Raw genomic sequence first — 19,673 nt, 5'->3', positions numbered from 1 at the left:
AGGCTGAAATAAAGGTCGGATCAACCTTTCTTCTTGCCGAACTCCGGATCAATTTTTAGCAGAGCCGTTACTCCGAAGGTGATAACGCAGCATATCATAATCCAGATAAAGAAATGGTTGTATCCCATCTGCTCCTGAAGCCAGCCGGCAGCCATTCCCGGAATCATCATGCCTAATGCCATAAATGCGGTACAAATGGCATAATGTGCTGTTTTATGTTCTCCGTCTGCAAAATAAATAAGGTAGAGCATATAGGCTGTGAAACCGAATCCGTAACCGAATTGCTCTATAAAGATGCAAATATTGATGAGATATAGAGAATCAGGCTGGATATAGCTGAGATAAACATAGACTAAATCGGGTAAGGAAATGGCCCATACCATCGGCCAGAGCCATTGTTTCAAACCGTTACGGGCTACGGCTATTCCTCCTAAAATACCTCCTAGGGTAAGTCCGATGATGCCGACAGTGCCTTGTACGAAACCTATTTCTTCGGTTGTCAGCCCCAAACCACCTTTTTCAACGGGGTCTATAAGGAAAGGAATGCACATTTTTGCCAGTTGAGCTTCGGGCAAACGGTAGAGTAACATGAAAAGAATGGCAATGCCTGCCTGCTTTTTTTGAAAGAAACTGGCAAAAGTACCAAAGAACTTTTTGAGCAGATTGGAAGCGGAAACTTCTTTGGAGGTATGATCTGAATCCGGACAGGGAAGAACAAACTTATGATAAATCCATATTCCAAGGAAAAGTCCGGCCAATACAAAAAAGGTGATGGACCAAGCGTATGGTATATTATCTGTCATTATTTCCAGTCTTCCTGCAAGCATGATAAGTAATCCTTGTCCCGCAATGGTTGCAATACGGTAGAAGGTACTGCGGATTCCTACAAACAGGGCTTGCCGATGCGAGTCCAGTGCCAGCATGTAAAAGCCGTCGGCAGCAATGTCGTGTGTGGCGGAGCTGAATGCCAGTAACCAGAAAACGGCCAAAGTGAGTTGGAAAAAATGCTCTGTGGGGATGGTGAAGGCTATGCCCGCCAGTCCTGCGCCGATTAAAAGTTGCATGGTGATAATCCACCAGCGTTTCGTCTTGATAAGATCAATGAAAGGGCTCCATAGAGGCTTGATAACCCAAGGCAGGTTGAGCCAGCCGGTATAAAAAGCTAACTCGGTATTGCTGATGCCTAATCTTTTATACATTATGACCGAAATGGTCATTACTGCCACATAGGGCAGCCCTTGTGCAAAGTATAGAGTGGGTATCCATGCCCATGGCGAGGTATGCTTGTTTTTCATGGTTCCTTTCATTTTAAAGAGTCCGAATGGAATCCCCGCCCATGTGGGCGGGGCCTGTTAATAAAAACGGCGGATATCCGCACCTTTATAGTAATGCAATAGAATTTCATCGTAGGTATATCCCCGTTCTCCCATTACGGCAGCCCCGATTTGGCAGAGCCCTACTCCATGTCCCCAGCCGGCGCCGGTCAGCAGAAACCATTCGGGAACGCCGTTTTTCAGTTCTCCCTTATCTATTACAAAGGCTGAGCTGAACAGGTGGGAAGAAGATAGAGTGCGGCGTATTTCCAGTTCCTTTCCGATAGTCAATGTTTTTAGCGAACCTACAATTTTCAGTTTGCAGATACGTCCGGATTTGCCGCGTTGGATAGGAATCAGGTCGATGATGTCCCCATAATCCGATTTTGTATTTTGACGGATCAGTTCGGATAATTCTGCCTGGGAATAACGTACTTTCCAACGATAGAAATCTGTAGTTTCCTGATCGTAGTTGTTCAGAATTTGTGAAATGACTTTTTTATCGTGGGTATCACAGAACGAAACAGGAGAAGTACGTATCCAACGCTCTGCCTCTTCTTCTTTGGTCAGATCGGGTAACGGGCGGTTTTCTTCTTCTTCCGCATCACGGATTGTAGACAAGTAGGGATAATTCTTGTCTTCCCAGCAGTATCCGAATTCCTCGCTTGCTCCTCCGCAGCATTTGGAGAAACGGGCATCGCAAATGCCGCGTTCATACATCAGCAATTGTCCGCGGGTGGCTCTTACTGCTTCGGTCACGGCGGCACTGGATGCTTTGGTTATTCCTTGGTAGCGTTGGCAATGGTCATCGGCGCAAACATCGAATATGGTATGATCTTCGCGGTCGTACCAGCGGATGTATTCGGTATCGGTTTTGATAAAGGAGAAAAAGCCTTCGTTTTTGTCACTCAAGGCCTTGCGTTTCTCTATTTGGGCAAACAGCCAGCTGCGTGATACCACGGCATGGGCTTTCAGAAACTCCAAAGAGGAAGTGGCGTTCATCTCCGAGGAGATGACGCTTATCAGATAGTCTTCGGCGGGAAGAATATTGATAGCGGTGATTTTGCCTTCGTCCACCACTAGTTTCAGTGTTCCCATAAAACTTTGGGTTTCTTGCCGTTCCCAGTGGAAATTAATTCCGATGGTTACGTCATATAATGAAAACGAGGCATGTTCGTCTTGTGGAGTGAAGGTCAGTTCGCGGTAAAGATTACCATTCCACAGAATACCTCCTTCGCTGAAGGCTACTTGTTGTTCACCACAGACTGTTTCTCCTTTAGCGAAAAAATTGCCGTTCAGTGAAAAATGAATTTCTTGTGCATTTACTATTCCTACGCTTATTTCGGGTTCTTTCATTGTTATTCGTCTTGTTTTTGGGCTTGCTGTAATTCCTTCATCTCTTCGTGTTCTCTCTATCTTTTTGCTTTCTCGTCAAAATAACGTCCGGGTATCTTCTCGGCTTCTTCTACTGTTATTCCCACTTCTTTTATGATGGATGCCACTTTTTCTTCTGTTATTTTGTCGAAATCTTCCTGACGGGTGGTGACGATTACGCCAGCCATGTCCAAAGCTCCCGGACTGATGAGCATCTGTTCGCTGCCTTCTGCAAAGTAGCAGTCGGGACGGTGCTTGCTGCGGGGAAAAACCACCGTATAGTATAGATGGCCTTCCTTCCATAACAGCAGGTTGAACTTCGCTTCTTGTCCGTCTTCATCCGGTGGGAAAGCGGCGAGGGCACTGTATAACAGGGAGTCGTCATAATGCGTGTTGCTTGAGAGGATTACCAAAGGACAGGGATAGTCCTTGGTGTTGAGGTAAATTCGGCTACATTCTAGTGGATAATCTTCCTCTTCTTCTAGGTAGGGAAAATACATGCTGCGTATATCGATTGTCTGTGCGTGGGTTATCAGCTGTTGTACGTTCGGGATGATGGGAACATCAGTTTTTCTGACTCCTTGAAGATGGAGATGGTCCGGTGCAGAGGCTCCGCAATGTGCTCCATTATAGAATAGGGCGTAGTCCGGATATTTCTGTACGAATGCACGGACGTCATCGTAACTGAAAATATTCTCATCCATGAGTTGGGGGATGTGATCTTTATGGGCGATAGTGAGGTGATCCGGCAATATGGGATAAGGGTTAACGCATATTCTGTTTGCAGTGATGGTTTCCAGTGCTTTCTGCTCCTTAGGCTGGTTTTCCTTGCACAGGAAACAGGGGCGTGCTTGGATGCTGTCCTTATCCACTTTGGCGGTAGTCGAAACCGCACGCTGTGCATTGCACTGTACCACAAACGTGTAGCCGTTTATGGACAGTTCCTTGGTCTGTATAGTCTGTAATGCCTCGTGGTTGTGGTGTGCCAGTGGCCAGCACGCCAGTTGGCTGTCTATAAATTGCTTGATTTCATTCCGGTTCTTCAGCTCTTCTGTATATTTTTTGCGGATTCCCAGTTCACGGGTGCGCAGGCTGTCTTTGTAGTGATTGTTGGCATTGGTCTGCTCTATGCTCAGGGCGGCATCCGAGTTCCCTTCCCAGCGGCGGCACAGATAGAGTACATCATAGATTCTTCCTATCTTATATTGGCGCGAGAAAATGAGTCCCAGGGCATAATCTTCTCCGTAGCTGACATTGGGCACGCCTGTTTCACGCAGGATAGGTGTGAAGAATGCGCGCGGAGCTCCCAGACCGTTGATGCGCAATGCGTTATTGTGTCCGTTCTCTTTCGTCCACTCGCTATGGTCTATCACTCCCGGAGCGATGGTGTTCAGCCGGAAGTCCGTCATGCGGTAAGTTCCTATTACCATGGCGCATTGCTCTTTGTAGAACGTGTCTACGATGGTTTGCAGGGTATGGGTGTCGCTGTACAGGTCATCGCTGTCAAGCTGTATGGCGAAGCGTCCGCACCGGGGGTGGTTGATTGCGAGGTCCCAGCATCCCCCTATGCCCAGATCGGTACGTTGGGGCTGAAGGTGGATTACCGCTTTGTTGTCCTTGTATTGACCGATGATTTCTGTGGTTCCGTCTGTCGAGTGATTGTCCACGACGATGATGTTGAATGGAAAGCGTGTTTCTTGTGCGAGTGCCGACCGGATGGCATCGTCAATGGTACGGGCGCGATTGCGCACGGGGATGATGACGGAGGCTTCATATTCGAAATTTCCTTTCTTTACATCCGTTTCCACACATATGGGTTCAAGGAGGGCATTGATGGATTTCAAGTATCGTGTGAATGCTTCTTCCATTTCTATCTGTACCTCCCTGTTACGGGGATTTACGTAGTCGAACTGCTTTTCGCCGGACAGGCGGTTGTCGCTTTCTGTTTCCGTATAAAGATATTCGTTGATATGTACCAGATGAGAATGGAGGGTAAGGAACAGACGCAGTTCATAAAGGGCGGCATACTTTCTTTCCTCTGTCATTTGGAGACTGGCGAGGATGAATTCCGTTCTGTTGAATATCAGTAGCGGACCGAAGTCGAAATCATCACGCACACTGCCGGGTTGGTAGTCGTTGACGGGATGTTTCTTCTTTTCTCCGTTTTTCCATTCATGATGGTCGGCATAGACCATGCCGCATTCTCTGTCCTGCAGGAAGTCCGTCATGCGTTCCAGTGCCTTGTAAGCCAGTTCCAAAGCAGAAGTTTTGGTATAGAGCAATATATAAGGTGTGTCTGCTTTTTCAGCAATCATCTTCATTGTCTTAGAACTGGTTAGTGAATCAACAGGTAATATTTCGCATCCTTCGGGGGTGGATAATGTCTTGTTGGGTTCGATATTCAGCAGATAGATTTTGTTGACTATGCTACTTTCTTTTAGAGCATGGATTGTCTGTTCTGCCGCTGTGCTTTCCCTATAAGGAATAAAGCAATTAATTGTTTTTCTCATTGTTAAAAAGTATTTCTCACGGCAAAGATAGGTAATATATCTTATTTTTTCTCTACCTTTGTACGCTAATTGTCTTTTAAATATAAATGGAAACTCCGAAAACAGCATTACTTGGCAGGACATTGGATGAGATTCAACAGATTGTGAGGAATCTGGGAATGCCTAAATTTGCCGCAAAGCAGATTACGTCTTGGTTGTATGATAAAAAGGTGGAAACGATAGACGAAATGACCAATTTGTCATTAAAGCATCGCGAAGCATTGAAAGAAGGGTATGAGGTGGGAGCATCTGCTCCGGTGGAAGAAATGCGTTCGGTAGACGGTACGGTGAAATATCTTTTCCGTACACCGGCTCATAATTTTATTGAAGCGGTTTATATACCCGATGAGGACCGGGCTACTCTTTGCGTTTCCTCGCAAGTGGGATGCAAGATGAATTGTAAGTTCTGTATGACCGGGAAGCAAGGTTTTACAGCTAATCTGAGTGCCCATCAAATATTAAACCAGATCTATTCTATTCCTGAAAGGGAAAAGCTGACTAATCTTGTTTTCATGGGTATGGGAGAGCCTTTCGACAATCTGGATGAGGTGTTGAAAGTGCTTGAGATTCTGACTTCAGAATATGGTTACGGTTGGAGCCCGAAACGCATCACTGTTTCTTCTGTGGGTTTAAAGAAAGGACTGGAGCGCTTTCTGAATGAAAGTGATTGTCATCTGGCTATCAGTATGCATACTCCGATTCCTTCGCAACGAAGGGATTTAATGCCTGCCGAGAAAGCTTTTTCCATTACGGAAATTATTGATATATTGCATAATTATGATTTTAGCAAACAGCGGCGTCTGTCTTTTGAGTATATCGTATTCAAAGGGGTGAACGATTCACTTATTTACGCTAAAGAGATTGTGAAACTTTTGCGCGGCATTGAATGTCGTGTCAATTTGATCCGGTTTCATGCCATTCCTAATGTGGATTTGGAAGGGGTAGATATGGAAACAATGGTTGCCTTCCGTGATTACTTGACGCAGCATGGCGTATTTGCTACGATCCGTGCTTCAAGAGGAGAAGATATTTTTGCTGCTTGTGGAATGTTGTCAACGGCTAAACAACAGAAGGAGAAAGGTGTTACATTACAGTAAATAACAACAATAATACCATATAATTATGAAACGAATAGCATTTTATTTAAGTTTGGTGCTGGTGGTTCTGGTACTGGCTTCTTGTAAGAAGGGACAAAAGAACTTGTTTACCCCCACGTCCAGCGGTAGGCCTTACGAAGTATTGGTCGTAGTAAATAAACCTGTATGGGATCGTCCTGCAGGACGTGCATTGTTTGATGTATTGGATACCAATGTGCCCGGACTGCCCCAGGCGGAACGTTCGTTTCGTATATCAAATGTGGACCCTCAGCATTTTGACCGTGTGCTGAAAATATTCCGTAATATCATCATTGTGGATATTCAAGATATTTATACTCAGCCCAAACTCAAGTTTTCCCGTGATGTTTATGCGTCTCCGCAGATGATTATGACAATTCAGGCTCCTAATGAAGACGAATTTGAGGAATTTGTAGCAAAGAACAGTAAAGTGATTATAGATTTCTTTGTGAAAGCTGAGATGAATCGTCAGATAACTTTGTTGAAACAAAAACATAGCGATGTGATTTCCACTAAGGTAGGAAGTATTTTTGATTGTGATATCTGGGTGCCGGTAGAACTGGCTAACTATAAAGAAGGCAAAGATTTTTTGTGGGCTTCTACTAATCGTGCTACAGCGGATATGAATTTTGTAATGTACTCTTATCCTTATACGGACAAGGATACCTTTACTAAAGATTATTTCATTCATAAACGTGATTCTGTAATGAAAGCAAATATTCCGGGTGAACGCGAAGGAATGTATATGGCAACAGACTCTATGTTTGTAGATGTGGAAGATATTGTTGTAAAAGGAGAGTATGCGCAAGAAGCCCGCGGATTATGGGAAATGGAAGGTGACATGATGGGAGGTCCGTTTGTGTCTCATGCACGGGTGGATCGTGCTAACGGCCGTGTCGTTGTGGTTGAGGCCTTTATCTATTCACCGGATAAATTGAAACGTAATCTGATGCGTCAGATGGAAGCTTCACTTTATACATTGAGATTGCCCAATGAAAGCTTGATTGACGAAATTGTAATTAGTGGTAATATTCCGGAAGAAAAAATAGATACAACAAGCCGGGTAAAGTAAGAAGAGACATATAATATATAATATAGATGGAAGATAACTACAAGATACGAGTTGGTATTACTCATGGGGATATCAACGGAGTAGGATATGAAGTAATTCTCAAAACTTTTTCGGATCCTACCATGCTGGAACTTTGTACACCCATTATTTATGGATCGCCTAAAGTGGCTGCTTATCATCGTAAAGCAATGGATATTCAAACAAATTTCAGTATTGTCAATTCTGCAGATGATGCTCAGCCGGATAAACTGAGCATCGTGAATTGTACGGAAGACGAATTGAAGGTGGAGCTCTCCAAACCGACACCGGAGGCTGGTAAAGCAGCTTTGGATGCGTTGGAGAGAGCTTTGCAGGATTATCGGGAGGGAATGATTGATGTTTTGGTAACTGCTCCTATCAATAAGCATACCATTCAGTCGGAAAGTTTTCATTTCCCCGGTCATACGGAATATATTGAAGAGCGTGTGGGGGAAGGACAGAAGGCGTTAATGATTTTGCTGAAGAATGATTTCCGGGTAGCTTTGGTGACTGGTCATGTTCCTGTACGCGAGATAGCACAAGATATTACCAAGGAACTTATTATGGAAAAATTGGCTGTTTTCCATCGTTCTTTAAAAGAGGATTTTGGCATCGACAGTCCGCGTATAGCTGTGTTTTCATTAAATCCTCATGCGGGTGATGAGGGATTGATTGGTACGGAAGAGAGTGACATTATAATTCCGGCAATGAAGGAAATGGTTGCCAAAGGCATTCAGTGTTTCGGACCTTATCCGGCCGATGGCTTTATGGGATCTGGCAACTATACTCATTTTGATGGAATTCTAGCTATGTATCATGATCAGGGATTGGCTCCTTTCAAAGCTTTGGCAATGGATGAAGGAGTGAATTACACTGCGGGACTTCCCATTGTACGTACTTCTCCGGCACATGGTACTGCGTATGATATTGCCGGGCAAGGGGTTGCCTTGGAAGATTCTTTTCGCCAGGCTATTTATGTGGCTATGGATGTTTTCCGTAACCGTGTTGTCGAGAAAGAGATTCATGCACATCCGCTGCGTAAACAATATTATGAAAAACGGGATGATAGCGATAAATTGAAATTGGATACCATTGATGATGAAGATTAATGGACGATCGGTTTAAAATATAATTTCAAGAAAAAGTAGAAATGAAATTTGCAATTATATCAGCGGGTGAAGGTTCCCGGCTTTCGCAAGAAGGGGTTGCTTTGCCCAAACCTTTGGTGCAACTGAACGGAGTTGCCATGATTGATCGCTTGATACAGATTTTTGTACGTAACGGAGCTGATAAGGTGGTTGTCATTATTAATAATGAAAGTCCATTGACAAAAGAGCATTTGGCAAAACTACAGGCAGAAGCAAAGATCCCATTGGAAGTAGTTGTGAAAACTACCCCCAGTTCCATGCACAGTTTTTATGAACTGAGCCCTTATTTGCAGGATGATAAATTCTGCTTGACTACTGTGGATACTATATTCCGTGAAGAAGAGTTTTCGACTTTTATTGAAACGTTCAAACAATCGGAAACAGATGGGTATATGGCGGTAACGGATTTTATAGATGATGAAAAACCGCTTTATATATCTACGGACAGTGCTTTGGATATAACAGGTTTCCATGATGAGGCGACTCCCGAATGCCGTTATATATCTGGAGGCATTTATTGTCTGACCCCGGCAGCCGTTAAGACGTTGCATGGGTGTATGGAGAAAGGTATGTCACGTATGCGTAACTTTCAACGACAGTTGGTAGCCGACGGCTTGAAATTAAAGGCTTATCCTTTTACAAAAATTTTGGATGTAGATCATGCTGGTGATATCGTGAAAGCTGAAAATTTTCTAGCCGGTAAAGAGGAGTAACTTAAACACAACAGAAGGAATGGATGTAATTTCAATAATAGGGGTAAGCCGTGGAAATGAATATTCCCCCAATCATGTAGACAATGATGCCGCCATATTTAATAAGGTGACGGAGGAATTGCGGCGGTTGGGCTGTGAGGTGAAAGTTTATGCGGAGAAAGATTTCGTGGAACAGGGTGTCAAGGGAGATATTATTTTTGATATGGCCCGTGATAAGGTAACGATAGCTCGTTTGAGGTCTTTGGAGGATGAAGGTGCATTGGTGATAAACTCTGCCTACGGTATAGATAATTGTGTGCGTAAGCCAATGACAGAATTACTTATAAAGAACGGGGTTCCTCATCCGCAAAGTTTTATAATTTCTACGGCAGATGAGTATTTGGAAAATTGTTATCCTTGTTGGGTGAAACGAGGTGACTCTCACGCTATGGTGAAAGAAGATGTTGCCTACGCCACCTGTAAGGAAGAGGTAGAAAATATATTGGCTGATTTCCGTAAACGCGGTATTCCTGTTGCAGTCATAAACGAACATTTGCAAGGTGACTTGGTAAAATTCTACGGAGTGCATGGAACCGATTTTTTTTATTGGTTCTATCCCTCTCCTTGTTCGCACAGCAAGTTTGGTCTGGAGAAAATAAATGGGATAGCTAAAGGAATTCCTTTTAGCGTAGAGGAATTGAAAATACAAAGTGATAAAGCTGCCGAGGCGCTGAATGTGCCCATTTACGGAGGTGATTGTGTGATTTCAGCTGATGGCACACTGCGAATAATCGATTTTAACGACTGGCCCAGCTTTGCCCGTTGCCGTGAGGAAGCGGGAGGTAAAATTGCAGAGTGCATTTATAAACGGGCTAAAAAGCAAATGAAATAAAAAAGACATGAGTACAGAAAGTGAGAAGAAAGGAATAGAGGCTTCTTTCAAATCCATGGACACAGAGGAGTTCCTGGATATTTATTTCAACCGTCCCATAGGTTATGCATGGGCATTATTTTTTAAAAAACTAAAGGTACACCCTAATGTGGTAACCATTTTTTCTATCATTTTAGGTATAGGTGCTGGTGTGATGTTTTATTATCCTGATATGAAACATACTCTTTTGGGTATACTTTTGTTGATGTGGGCGAATCATTATGACAGTGCGGATGGACAATTGGCGCGTTTGACAGGACAGAAAACCCAGTGGGGGCGTATGTTGGATGGATTTGCCGGTGATATTTGGTTCTTTACCATTTATGCAGCAATTTGTCTCAGACTGATGAACCAACCCATGCCGTTTCATATTGGTGACGGCATGCATTGGGGTATTTTTATTTGGATATTGGCTATTGTTTCGGGTACTGTTTGTCATAGCAAACAATGTACATTGGCGGATTATTATCGTAATATTCATTTATACTTTTTAAAAGGGAAAAGCGGAAGCGAATTGGATAATTTCAAACAACAGCGTGAAATCTTCTACAGTCTGCCGTGGAAGGGAAACTTCTGGTGGAAAGCTTTCTTGTATTTCTATGGTAATTATACACGTCAGCAGGAAAGAATGACTCCTAATTTCCAACTGTTTTATGCATTGGTGAAGGAAAAGTATGGAGACAATATTCCACAGGAATTACGGGATGAATTTCGTGCGGCTAGCAAACCTTTGATGAAATATACCAATATCTTGACTTTTAATACACGTGCCATTGCTCTATATATCAGTTTGTTGATTGGCGAACCATGGTTGTATTTTGTGTTCGAGGTTGTTGTGATGACCTCTTTGTTTGTATATATGCGTCATTGCCATGAGGCGATTTGCGCACGATTGTATCATAAATACATAACGAAGTGAAAAGTAAGTATAGAAATATATTCCTGATGTTTGGAATTGCAGCCATCGTAGTGATGCTTTGTTCTTTTGATATGGAGTATGATGAACTACTGGCTAATTTGCGCCGGGCGGGAATGTGGTTGCCGGCTGTGGTAGGGTTATGGATTATTATTTATCTGTTCAATACCCTTTCTTGGTATATTATCATCCGGGATGGAAAAAAGGGAACACCTATTCCATTTTGGAAAGTTTATAAACTGACAGTTTCCGGATTTGCACTGAATTATGCCACCCCGGTGGGATTGATGGGAGGAGAGCCTTACCGCATTATGGAGCTGACTCCTTATGTTGGGGCCAGTAAGGCAACTTCATCAGTAATTCTTTATGTGATGATGCATATTTTCTCGCATTTTTGTTTTTGGTTTTTTTCTATCTTTTTGTATCTGGCTCTACGTCCGGTAGATATTGCCATGGGAACTATATTGGCTGTTGTGGGGGCGGTTTCTCTTTTAGCCATTTATTTTTTTATGAAAGGTTACAAGAATGGTATGGCTGTCCGTACTTTAAAATTGCTTCAGCATATTCCTTTTATCAAAGAATGGGCTAAACGTTTTTCGGAAAATAAACGCGAGGCTTTGGAACGTGTGGACAGTCAGATAGCCGAACTGCATAAACAGCGTAGATCTACGTTTTATGCCTCGTTAAGTCTGGAATTCATGGCTCGGATTATAGGATGTCTGGAAGTGTATTTCATATTGAATATTCTGACAACGGATGTCAGTTTTCCAGCTTGTATTTTAATCATGGCATTTACTTCTTTGTTTGCCAATTTGTTCTTTTTCTCGCCTATGCAATTGGGCGCACGTGAAGGAGGCTTTGCTTTGGCGGTAGGAGGGTTGGCTATTCCGGGAGCTTTTGGGGTTTATACCGGATTGATAACCCGTGTACGTGAATTGATTTGGATTGTAATTGGTGTGTTGTTGATGAAAGTCGGAAATGGTACACCTGCTAATAAGTAAGATAATGGATACATTGAAAAATATTCAGGGAGTTATATTTGATTATGGCGGTACAATAGATACGAACAGCTGTCATTGGGCGGAAGTGTTGTGGACTAAGTATATGGAACATCAGGTGCCGGTGGATAAGGAAAGTTTCCGTGAGGCATACGTTTTTGGAGAAAGGGCGTTGGCTAAATATCCTTTTGTCCAGCCTTGGCATAATTTTCATGATGTGCTTTCTATCAAGACTAAACTTCAGGTGGAATGGTTGGCGGAACAGAGAAAGTTGCCTATGGATGAGTTGCAACTGCAATCTTATGCAGTGAAAGTGGCAGACAGCTGTTATGGGTATGTGTTGGATATATTGCAGGTTACACGCCCGGTAGTGAAGGAGTTGGCTAAGAGGTATAGGTTGGTGTTGGTTTCTAATTTTTATGGCAATATACAGACTATTTTAAAGGATTTCGGACTTTTGGATTTCTTTGATGAGATAATTGAATCCTCTGTAGTGGGTGTTCGTAAGCCGGATCCTGCTATCTATAGACTTGGAGTAGATGCTATGGGATTTGCGGCAGAGAATGTGCTGGTGGTCGGAGATTCTTTCTCAAAAGATGTTGTTCCGGCCAAAGCTGTAGGTTGTCGCGTTGCCTGGTTGAAAGGAGAAGGTTGGGGAGGAGAAGTTATAGACGAATCTGTTCCTGATGTAATTATTACGGACTTGGCTCAATTGCTTGCATTATTGTAATAGGATATGGAAATACAAAGACACGCATTGGTGAAAAGGGACTATTTAGTTCCTTTTGTTTTAGTAACCTCTTTGTTCTTTTTATGGGGATTCGCACATGCTATTCTTGATGTATTGAACAAACATTTTCAAGAGGTGATGGATATTACCCGTACTCATTCGGCAATGGTACAGGTGATGTTTTATCTAGGCTATTTCATAATGGCTATTCCGGCAGGATTGTTTATAACCAAATATGGATATCGTAAGGGAGTTGTTTTCGGATTGTTGCTTTATGGAATCGGGTCCTTGATGTTTATTCCCGGCGAGTATTGGATGTCATTTGAATTTTTCCTGTTCTCTTTGTTTGTCATTGCTTGCGGTTTGGTCTTTTTGGAAACAGCTGCAAATCCTTATATGACAGAACTGGGGGATAGGGAAACAGCTGCCAGTCGGTTGAACCTGGCCCAGTCTTTTAATGGGCTAGGATGTATTTGTGGTCCTTTAGTAGGAGGACTGTTATTGTTCTCGGGGAAGGGAGAAGCAAATATCTCGTATCCTTATATGTTGATGGGAGTGGTTGTACTGGCAGTGGGATTTATTTTTTCCCGTATCAAACTTCCGGAGATTGTTCATGTTGACGATTTAGCTGACGGAGAAACGGTTAAGAGAAGTTTATGGTCGCATAAATTATTCTTATTCGGAATAGTGGCACTATTCAGTTATGAGATAGCGGAGATTTCTATTAATAGTTTTTTTATCAATTATGTGGTGGATGACGGGTGGATGAATGCTCGGGATGCGGCGGTAGTACTTTCTTTCGGTGGACTTGGATTGTTTATGTGCGGACGTTTTGCCGGTAGTTGGATCATGCAGCGAATCCGTGCGGAGAGAGTTCTGCTATGCTGTGCTTTGGGGACGGTAATGGCTACTTTTCTTATCGTTTGTAATTTAGGAAAGATTTCATTAATAGCCTTGTTTTTGGTATACGTGTTCGAAGCCATCATGTTTCCCACTATTTTTGCCATATCTTTGAAGGGATTGGGTGGAAAGACCAAACGGGCTTCTTCCTTCCTTATGATGTCTCCCGTAGGAGGGGCTGTTGGTCCTGTGCTGATGGGTTATGTGGCAGATAATAGTACCATGTCCTTATCATTCATCATACCATTTGTTTCTTTTTGTATTGTGTTATTCTATTCGTGGTATGCTGACGTGGAAAGAAACTGAAAAGAATAATCCCGATACAGTTGTTAGGCTTTATCGGGATTGTCCATTTCTTCTTAAATTTTTTCAGCTTTTAAAGAACTGGTTCGGATGATATTCCATACATCCTCTTCGGTTTTGCTGAAAGGACCGGATGCCTCTAGTTTCAGTGTCGACATAGCTGCTGCAAAACAACCGGCTTCTTCATAGGAAGCCCCTTTATTACGCATATATAAATATCCGGTAGCATAAGTATCTCCACAGCCAGTGGCATCTACTATGTCTTTAGGAGGATAGGCAGGGATTTTATGAAATGTACCTTCCGCATAAATTATAGACCCTAAGCTTCCCAATGTAATCAATACCTCTTTTACTCCCCATTCTGCTAGTTGTAGGGCAGCTTGTTTTATGTCTGTCTGACCGGTAAGCACTTCCATTTCATGTTCATTTACCTTTAGAATGTCAATATATTTTAGTGCTTCTACTTTGTCTGTCCAATCTATCGGATAAACTTTTTCCCCTCGGACTTCACGTAAGTACCCTTGTGCATCTACAGCTAATATACCTTTGGTAGAAAGATATTTCACAACGTCCAAAGAGAAATCATCTGCTAAAAGACTTCCCAAATGAAAAATATGAGCATTTATGTTCTCTAGTTGTTCTACGGTGAAGGGATCGGCTTTAGCCAATACCCGCTGACTGCGGTTGTCTTGATTCTCACCGTATGTATTCTCAAAATACACTGTCCGGTGACTAGGAATAACAGTAACTTTGATGCCTTTAGCACGAATATCTTCAACAGCTTTAAATTCACTTGGAGCTAGTGCCGTGACCAGCTGATAATGCTTTATATCCTTTAAGTGACTGATTCCGTGTGAGAAATAATAAGAAGTCCCGCCGGGCATATAAGTCGTTTTTCTGGGTGTTACTATTTTATCTAATGTAATGTGACCTATGCAACAAATATCATTCATACCTATTTATATTAAACGGTCGCAAAGCTACAAAAAAAACTAGAAAAAGCATGGAAGTTTTCAAAAGAAGGTGTAACTTTGGCACAAATTATCTTAATCTCTGCTATGAGATGCAATTTTAACAAAGAAATTAGAATGGAAAAAATGAATGTGAAACCGGCAACCGGTAAATTAGGCGTTCTTTGTGTTGGATTGGGCGCTGTTACTTCAACTTTTATGACAGGTGTGCTGATGGCTCGTAAGGGATTGGCAAAACCTGTCGGATCTATGACTCAATATGATAAAATGCGTGTTGGCCGTGGAGAGAATAAAAAGTATTTGCATTATGGTGAAATTGTTCCATTGGCAAACTTAAATGACATTGTGTTTGGTGCATGGGATGTTTATCCGGCTAATGCTTACGAATCAGCAGTCAATGCTGAGGTTTTAAAAGAGAAAGATATTAATCCTGTAAAGGATGAATTGGAGAAAATAGTTCCAATGAAAGCTGCTTTCGACCACAACTATGCTAGTCGTCTGGATGGTGATAATGTGAAAGATTGCAAGAATCGTTGGGATATGATGGAACAGTTGCGTGAAGATATCCGCAATTTTAAAGTGGCTAACAATTGTGACCGTATTGTCGTTCTTTGGGCTGCTTCTACAGAGATTTATGTTCCTGTTGATGAAAAAATACACGGAACATTGGCGGCATTGGAACAGGCTATGAAAGATGATGATAAGGCTCATATCGCTCCGTCTATGTGCTATGCTTATGCTGCACTGTCGGAAGGATGTCCTTTCATTATGGGAGCACCTAATACAACTGTTGATATTCCTGCTATGTGGGAGTTGGCTGAAAAGACTAAAATGCCTATTGCCGGCAAGGATTTCAAGACGGGTCAAACGTTGGTTAAATCAGGTTTCGCACCGATTATTGGAACCCGTTGTTTAGGCTTGGACGGTTGGTTCTCTACAAACATTTTAGGTAATCGTGATGGTTTGGTGTTAGATGAGCCGGCTAACTTCCACACGAAGGAGGTCAGCAAATTATCTACACTGGAATCTATTCTTGTTCCGGAAGATCAGCCGGACTTGTATACAGACTACTATCATAAAGTACGTATCAATTACTATCCGCCTCGTAATGATAATAAAGAAGGTTGGGATAATATTGATATCTTCGGATGGATGGGGTATCCAATGCAGATTAAGATTAATTTCCTTTGCCGTGATTCAATTCTTGCTGCTCCTCTGTGCTTGGACCTTGTATTGTTGAGTGACCTGGCTGCACGTGCAGGACGTTTTGGTATCCAACGTTTCTTGAGTTTCTTCTTGAAGAGTCCGATGCATGATTATACTGAAAACGAAATTCCTGTCAATCACCTCTTCCAGCAGTATGCTATTTTGAAAAATGCCATTCGTGAAATGGGTGGTTATGAGGCCGATCAAGAAATCGACTAATTTATAACAGGATTTTTTATTCGGGCGTGGATTGCGCGGGTTTTCACGGTTTTTCTTTTAAAGACCGTATCTATCCGTGAAATCCACGTCTTATTTTTTATTTTTCTGCCATAATTTCTTGTTGTCTGCCTGAGAATTTGTAATTTTGTCATATAATAGAGTGAATATGGTTAGGTCAGAAATACAAAATGTAAAGCTCAGATTTGGTATTATTGGTAATGCCGAAGGGTTGAACCGTGCCATAGACGTGGCTATCCAGGTGGCACCCACTGATTTGTCAGTGTTGATCACCGGTGAAAGTGGGGTGGGAAAGGAAAATTTCCCACAGATTATTCATCAGTTCAGTCGCCGTAAACATGGACAGTATATAGCGGTGAACTGTGGGGCTATTCCTGAAGGTACTATAGATTCAGAGCTTTTCGGACATGAAAAAGGTGCTTTTACGGGCGCTATCAGTGACCGTAATGGCTATTTTGCCGAAGCCAATGGTGGAACCATTTTTCTGGATGAAGTAGGAGAGTTGCCTCTTGCTACTCAGGCACGTCTGTTACGTGTACTTGAAAGTGGTGAATTCATTAAGGTAGGTTCATCTAAAGTGCAGAAAACGGATGTGCGTATTGTTGCCGCTACCAATGTGAATCTGACGGAAGCCATTGCTGAAGGTCGTTTTCGTGAGGATTTGTATTATCGTTTGAACACTGTACCTATTAAAATACCTCCTTTGCGTGAGCGTGGAGATGATATAACTTTACTTTTCCGTAAATTTGCATCAGATTTTGCTGAGAAATATCGTATGCCGGCTATCCAGTTGACAGAAGATGCGAAAGTTTTGTTGCTGGCTTATTCGTGGCCCGGTAATGTGCGCCAGTTGAAAAACATCACTGAACAGATATCTATTATTGAAACTAACCGGGATATAACGGCAGAGATTTTGAGAAATTATTTACCAGAGCAACATGTGAATTCTGGTTTGCCTGCTTTGTTTGGAGTGAAAGCAAATACAGGGAAGGCTTTTGAAAGTGAGCGTGAGATTTTGTATCAGGTGTTGTTTGATATGCGGCGTGATGTGACTGACTTGAAGAAGTTAGTCAATACACTGATGGCGGAACGTGGCGCGCAATCTGTTCCGACGGCACCAGCTACTACGGCAGTTTCTTATTATCAGGAACCGCAACGGAATCTAGTTGCTACAGTGGTGCCTGCTACGCCTACCATAATTTCTGCCGCCAAACCGGCTCATCCTGTAGTAGATGATATTCAGGATACGGAGGAGGTTGTAGAAGAAGCCACTTTGTCATTGGACGAAGTGGAGAAAGAAATGATACGTAAGGCGCTCGACCGTCATCATGGAAAGCGTAAGAATGCAGCAAAAGATTTGAATATTTCAGAACGAACACTTTATAGAAAAATAAAAGAATATGGTTTGGATTAAACAATTGAAAGTAGTTGGTGTGTTGATGGTACTGGCGGGGATCGTAACTGCTTGTTCTATTTCATATAAATTTAACGGATCGTCTATAGATTATACAAAGGTAAAGACTATTTCGTTTGAGAATTTCCCAAACCGTTCAGCTGGCTTTGTTTGGGGACCGATGGAGAATATGTTCAATACGGCATTACAGGATATTTATATGCAACAAACTCGTTTAAAGCAAGTCAAGCGCAGTGGTGACCTGCAATTGTCTGGTGAGATAACGAATTATGAGGCATTTAATAAAGGAATTGGATCCGATGGCTATTCTAGTATGGTAGAATTGCGTATGACGGTGAGAGTGAATTTTGTCAATAGTTCCAATCCTACGGAAAATATGAACGGACAGCAATTTTCGGCTAGTCGTGAATATAATTCCAATCAGCAGTTAAGTGCTGTGCAGGATGAGTTGGTAAACCAAATGATTAAAGAAATTGTAGAGCAAATATTCAATGCTACAGTGGCAAACTGGTAGTGAGTGATTTTCCGTCATGATACAACAACAATTATATGAATGGATAACGCATCCTGAACGATTGAATCGGGATACTTTGTACGAGTTGCGGACGCTGCTTGCGCGTTATCCATATTTTCAGACGGTGAGACTGCTTTATCTGAAGAATCTGTTTTTATTGCATGACATAACATTTGGTGAGGAACTACGTAAGGCTGCATTGTATGTAGCTGACCGCAAGATTCTTTTTTATCTGATAGAGGGGGAGCGCTTTACTGTATCTTCCTTTGAAAAACAAGACCTACCTAAGGAAGAGGCTGGTTTGGATCGTACTCTTTCATTGATCGATACTTTTCTCTCTTCTTTGCCTGAAGAGGCCGCCGCTATGGAATTACCAATGGATGTAACAACAGATTATACTTCTTTTTTATTGCATGAGGAAGAACATGTGTCTGATGATATACCTCAGATGAAAGGACAGAATTTGATAGACAACTTCATTGAAAAGTCGGCAGAGGAACCTTTGTTACCTCAATTAGGAATAAAAGAGGCGGCACCGGTGAAGAATAAAGTTTCTGAAGAAGAGGAGTCGGAAGATAATGAAGAGGATATGGAGGATGAAAGCTATTTCACTGAAACATTGGCTAAAATATACGTTAAACAGCAAAGATATTCTAAGGCTCTTGAAATTATTAAAAAATTAAATTTGAAATATCCAAAAAAAAACGCTTACTTTGCAGACCAAATAAGATTTTTGGAGAAATTGATTATTAACACTAAATCAAAATAAAGAAAATGTATTTATTACTTATTGGATTAATTGTGCTTGCAGCTCTTTTGATGTGCTTCGTCGTACTGATTCAGAACTCAAAAGGTGGAGGCTTGGCTTCTAGTTTTGCTTCTTCAAATCAAATAATGGGTGTTCGCAAGACTACAGATTTTATTGAGAAATTAACATGGGGGTTAGCTGCTTTTATGGTGGCATGTAGTGTGCTTACTGCTTATTTTGTTCCTGCTGCTCATACAGATTCTTCTGTAATCATGGAAGAGGCAGTGAAAGAAGGAGCTACTAATCCGCTGAATGCACCTTCAGGTTTCGCTGCTCCGCAAACAAATGACGCTGCAACAGAAACTCCTGCTCCCAGTGATTCGGCACAGTAATTATAGAGAAAACATTTTCCTTAATTAATAAGGATAAGCGTCCTGTTTCGTTTACGAAAATAGGACGCTTTTTTGTTTTAAGTTTTTTTGCTTTGATAAGTATGCTTTTGTACTTACTTTTGTTCTGGAATG

18 protein-coding genes are annotated in these 19,673 nt (G+C 42.1%); 14 read left to right on the top strand and 4 right to left on the bottom strand.

What is annotated here, in order from left to right:
* Window positions 1-20 precede the first annotated feature (20 nt).
* Genes AB5062_RS10295 through AB5062_RS10285 form a run of 3 tightly spaced genes read right to left on the bottom strand, consistent with a single transcriptional unit; the run spans window position 21 to window position 5,197 of the window.
* The gene (locus AB5062_RS10295) at window positions 21-1,295 is read right to left on the bottom strand and encodes an MFS transporter (protein WP_005848180.1); all 1,275 of its coding nucleotides are present in this window, start codon (window positions 1,293-1,295) and stop codon (window positions 21-23) included.
* Between the two features lie 57 nt (window positions 1,296-1,352).
* Window positions 1,353-2,669, bottom strand: a complete 1,317-nt coding sequence (locus AB5062_RS10290; RefSeq protein ID WP_005847325.1) for a SpoIID/LytB domain-containing protein — start codon at window positions 2,667-2,669, stop codon at window positions 1,353-1,355.
* 56 nt (window positions 2,670-2,725) lie between these two features.
* The gene (locus tag AB5062_RS10285; protein ID WP_057280165.1) at window positions 2,726-5,197 is read right to left on the bottom strand and encodes a DUF4922 domain-containing protein; all 2,472 of its coding nucleotides are present in this window, start codon (window positions 5,195-5,197) and stop codon (window positions 2,726-2,728) included.
* An 86-nt stretch (window positions 5,198-5,283) separates the two neighbouring features.
* Between AB5062_RS10285 and rlmN the strand changes: the two genes are divergently transcribed.
* From rlmN to AB5062_RS10240, 9 genes are read left to right on the top strand one after another with little or no spacing between them, the layout of a single operon-like run.
* Complete coding sequence (gene rlmN, locus AB5062_RS10280; protein ID WP_005847329.1) at window positions 5,284-6,333, top strand: 23S rRNA (adenine(2503)-C(2))-methyltransferase RlmN; 1,050 nt, start codon at window positions 5,284-5,286, stop codon at window positions 6,331-6,333.
* A 25-nt stretch (window positions 6,334-6,358) separates the two neighbouring features.
* A complete protein-coding gene (locus AB5062_RS10275) occupies window positions 6,359-7,423 on the top strand; it encodes a DUF4837 family protein (protein ID WP_005847331.1) in 1,065 nt (354 codons plus the stop codon).
* 26 nt (window positions 7,424-7,449) lie between these two features.
* Entirely contained in the window at window positions 7,450-8,550 is a 1,101-nt protein-coding gene (pdxA, locus tag AB5062_RS10270) for a 4-hydroxythreonine-4-phosphate dehydrogenase PdxA (RefSeq protein WP_005848175.1), read from the top strand.
* A 41-nt stretch (window positions 8,551-8,591) separates the two neighbouring features.
* Complete coding sequence (locus tag AB5062_RS10265) at window positions 8,592-9,302, top strand: sugar phosphate nucleotidyltransferase (RefSeq protein WP_022509013.1); 711 nt, start codon at window positions 8,592-8,594, stop codon at window positions 9,300-9,302.
* A gap of 19 nt (window positions 9,303-9,321) precedes the next feature.
* Window positions 9,322-10,173 (top strand): hypothetical protein, encoded by an 852-nt coding sequence (locus tag AB5062_RS10260; RefSeq protein WP_022509014.1) that lies wholly within the window; start codon window positions 9,322-9,324, stop codon window positions 10,171-10,173.
* A gap of 7 nt (window positions 10,174-10,180) precedes the next feature.
* A complete protein-coding gene (locus AB5062_RS10255) occupies window positions 10,181-11,131 on the top strand; it encodes a CDP-alcohol phosphatidyltransferase family protein (protein WP_005848173.1) in 951 nt (316 codons plus the stop codon).
* Window positions 11,128-12,129, top strand: a complete 1,002-nt coding sequence (locus tag AB5062_RS10250) for a lysylphosphatidylglycerol synthase transmembrane domain-containing protein (protein ID WP_005847343.1) — start codon at window positions 11,128-11,130, stop codon at window positions 12,127-12,129. Before AB5062_RS10255 ends, AB5062_RS10250 begins: the two co-directional genes overlap by 4 nt.
* 4 nt (window positions 12,130-12,133) lie before the next feature.
* Window positions 12,134-12,856 (top strand): HAD family hydrolase, encoded by a 723-nt coding sequence (locus AB5062_RS10245; RefSeq protein ID WP_005848172.1) that lies wholly within the window; start codon window positions 12,134-12,136, stop codon window positions 12,854-12,856.
* Window positions 12,857-12,862: 6 nt separating this feature from the next.
* Window positions 12,863-14,062, top strand: coding sequence for a sugar MFS transporter (locus AB5062_RS10240; protein ID WP_005847347.1), 1,200 nt, complete (start codon window positions 12,863-12,865; stop codon window positions 14,060-14,062).
* A gap of 53 nt (window positions 14,063-14,115) precedes the next feature.
* Here AB5062_RS10240 and AB5062_RS10235 read toward each other — a convergent pair whose 3' ends face one another.
* On the bottom strand, window positions 14,116-15,012 hold the full coding sequence (locus AB5062_RS10235; RefSeq protein WP_032952263.1) for a PfkB family carbohydrate kinase: 897 nt from the start codon (window positions 15,010-15,012) through the stop codon (window positions 14,116-14,118).
* A 135-nt stretch (window positions 15,013-15,147) separates the two neighbouring features.
* Between AB5062_RS10235 and AB5062_RS10230 the strand changes: the two genes are divergently transcribed.
* From AB5062_RS10230 to secG, 5 genes are all read left to right on the top strand, one after another.
* Window positions 15,148-16,455, top strand: coding sequence for an inositol-3-phosphate synthase (locus tag AB5062_RS10230; RefSeq protein WP_005847351.1), 1,308 nt, complete (start codon window positions 15,148-15,150; stop codon window positions 16,453-16,455).
* Window positions 16,456-16,621: 166 nt separating this feature from the next.
* The gene (locus AB5062_RS10225) at window positions 16,622-17,887 is read left to right on the top strand and encodes a sigma-54-dependent Fis family transcriptional regulator (RefSeq protein ID WP_005847353.1); all 1,266 of its coding nucleotides are present in this window, start codon (window positions 16,622-16,624) and stop codon (window positions 17,885-17,887) included.
* Window positions 17,874-18,401, top strand: a complete 528-nt coding sequence (locus tag AB5062_RS10220; RefSeq protein WP_005847355.1) for an LptE family protein — start codon at window positions 17,874-17,876, stop codon at window positions 18,399-18,401. The genes AB5062_RS10225 and AB5062_RS10220 overlap by 14 nt, the downstream gene beginning before the upstream one ends.
* 16 nt (window positions 18,402-18,417) lie before the next feature.
* Window positions 18,418-19,170, top strand: coding sequence for a hypothetical protein (locus AB5062_RS10215; protein WP_005847357.1), 753 nt, complete (start codon window positions 18,418-18,420; stop codon window positions 19,168-19,170).
* 5 nt (window positions 19,171-19,175) lie between these two features.
* A complete protein-coding gene (gene secG / locus AB5062_RS10210) occupies window positions 19,176-19,541 on the top strand; it encodes a preprotein translocase subunit SecG (RefSeq protein WP_005847359.1) in 366 nt (121 codons plus the stop codon).
* Window positions 19,542-19,673 lie beyond the last annotated feature (132 nt).

Origin of the sequence: Phocaeicola sp. RTP21359st1_B8_RTP21360_211022, from assembly GCF_040911965.1 — a bacterium.
GTDB lineage: Bacteria > Bacteroidota > Bacteroidia > Bacteroidales > Bacteroidaceae > Phocaeicola > Phocaeicola vulgatus.
This window is presented reverse-complemented; position numbering and strand designations above follow the sequence as displayed.

Coding starts and splice junctions, on each gene's coding strand:
- AB5062_RS10275 (WP_005847331.1), top strand. CDS start 6,359: ATGAAACGAATAGCATTTTATTTAAGTTTGGTGCTGGTGGTTCTGGTA.
- AB5062_RS10285 (WP_057280165.1), bottom strand. CDS start 5,197: ATGAGAAAAACAATTAATTGCTTTATTCCTTATAGGGAAAGCACAGCG.
- AB5062_RS10215 (WP_005847357.1), top strand. CDS start 18,418: ATGATACAACAACAATTATATGAATGGATAACGCATCCTGAACGATTG.
- AB5062_RS10255 (WP_005848173.1), top strand. CDS start 10,181: ATGAGTACAGAAAGTGAGAAGAAAGGAATAGAGGCTTCTTTCAAATCC.
- AB5062_RS10220 (WP_005847355.1), top strand. CDS start 17,874: ATGGTTTGGATTAAACAATTGAAAGTAGTTGGTGTGTTGATGGTACTG.
- AB5062_RS10240 (WP_005847347.1), top strand. CDS start 12,863: ATGGAAATACAAAGACACGCATTGGTGAAAAGGGACTATTTAGTTCCT.
- AB5062_RS10265 (WP_022509013.1), top strand. CDS start 8,592: ATGAAATTTGCAATTATATCAGCGGGTGAAGGTTCCCGGCTTTCGCAA.
- AB5062_RS10230 (WP_005847351.1), top strand. CDS start 15,148: ATGGAAAAAATGAATGTGAAACCGGCAACCGGTAAATTAGGCGTTCTT.
- AB5062_RS10245 (WP_005848172.1), top strand. CDS start 12,134: ATGGATACATTGAAAAATATTCAGGGAGTTATATTTGATTATGGCGGT.
- AB5062_RS10295 (WP_005848180.1), bottom strand. CDS start 1,295: ATGAAAAACAAGCATACCTCGCCATGGGCATGGATACCCACTCTATAC.
- AB5062_RS10260 (WP_022509014.1), top strand. CDS start 9,322: ATGGATGTAATTTCAATAATAGGGGTAAGCCGTGGAAATGAATATTCC.
- pdxA (WP_005848175.1), top strand. CDS start 7,450: ATGGAAGATAACTACAAGATACGAGTTGGTATTACTCATGGGGATATC.
- AB5062_RS10235 (WP_032952263.1), bottom strand. CDS start 15,012: ATGAATGATATTTGTTGCATAGGTCACATTACATTAGATAAAATAGTA.
- AB5062_RS10290 (WP_005847325.1), bottom strand. CDS start 2,669: ATGAAAGAACCCGAAATAAGCGTAGGAATAGTAAATGCACAAGAAATT.
- AB5062_RS10225 (WP_005847353.1), top strand. CDS start 16,622: ATGGTTAGGTCAGAAATACAAAATGTAAAGCTCAGATTTGGTATTATT.
- rlmN (WP_005847329.1), top strand. CDS start 5,284: ATGGAAACTCCGAAAACAGCATTACTTGGCAGGACATTGGATGAGATT.
- secG (WP_005847359.1), top strand. CDS start 19,176: ATGTATTTATTACTTATTGGATTAATTGTGCTTGCAGCTCTTTTGATG.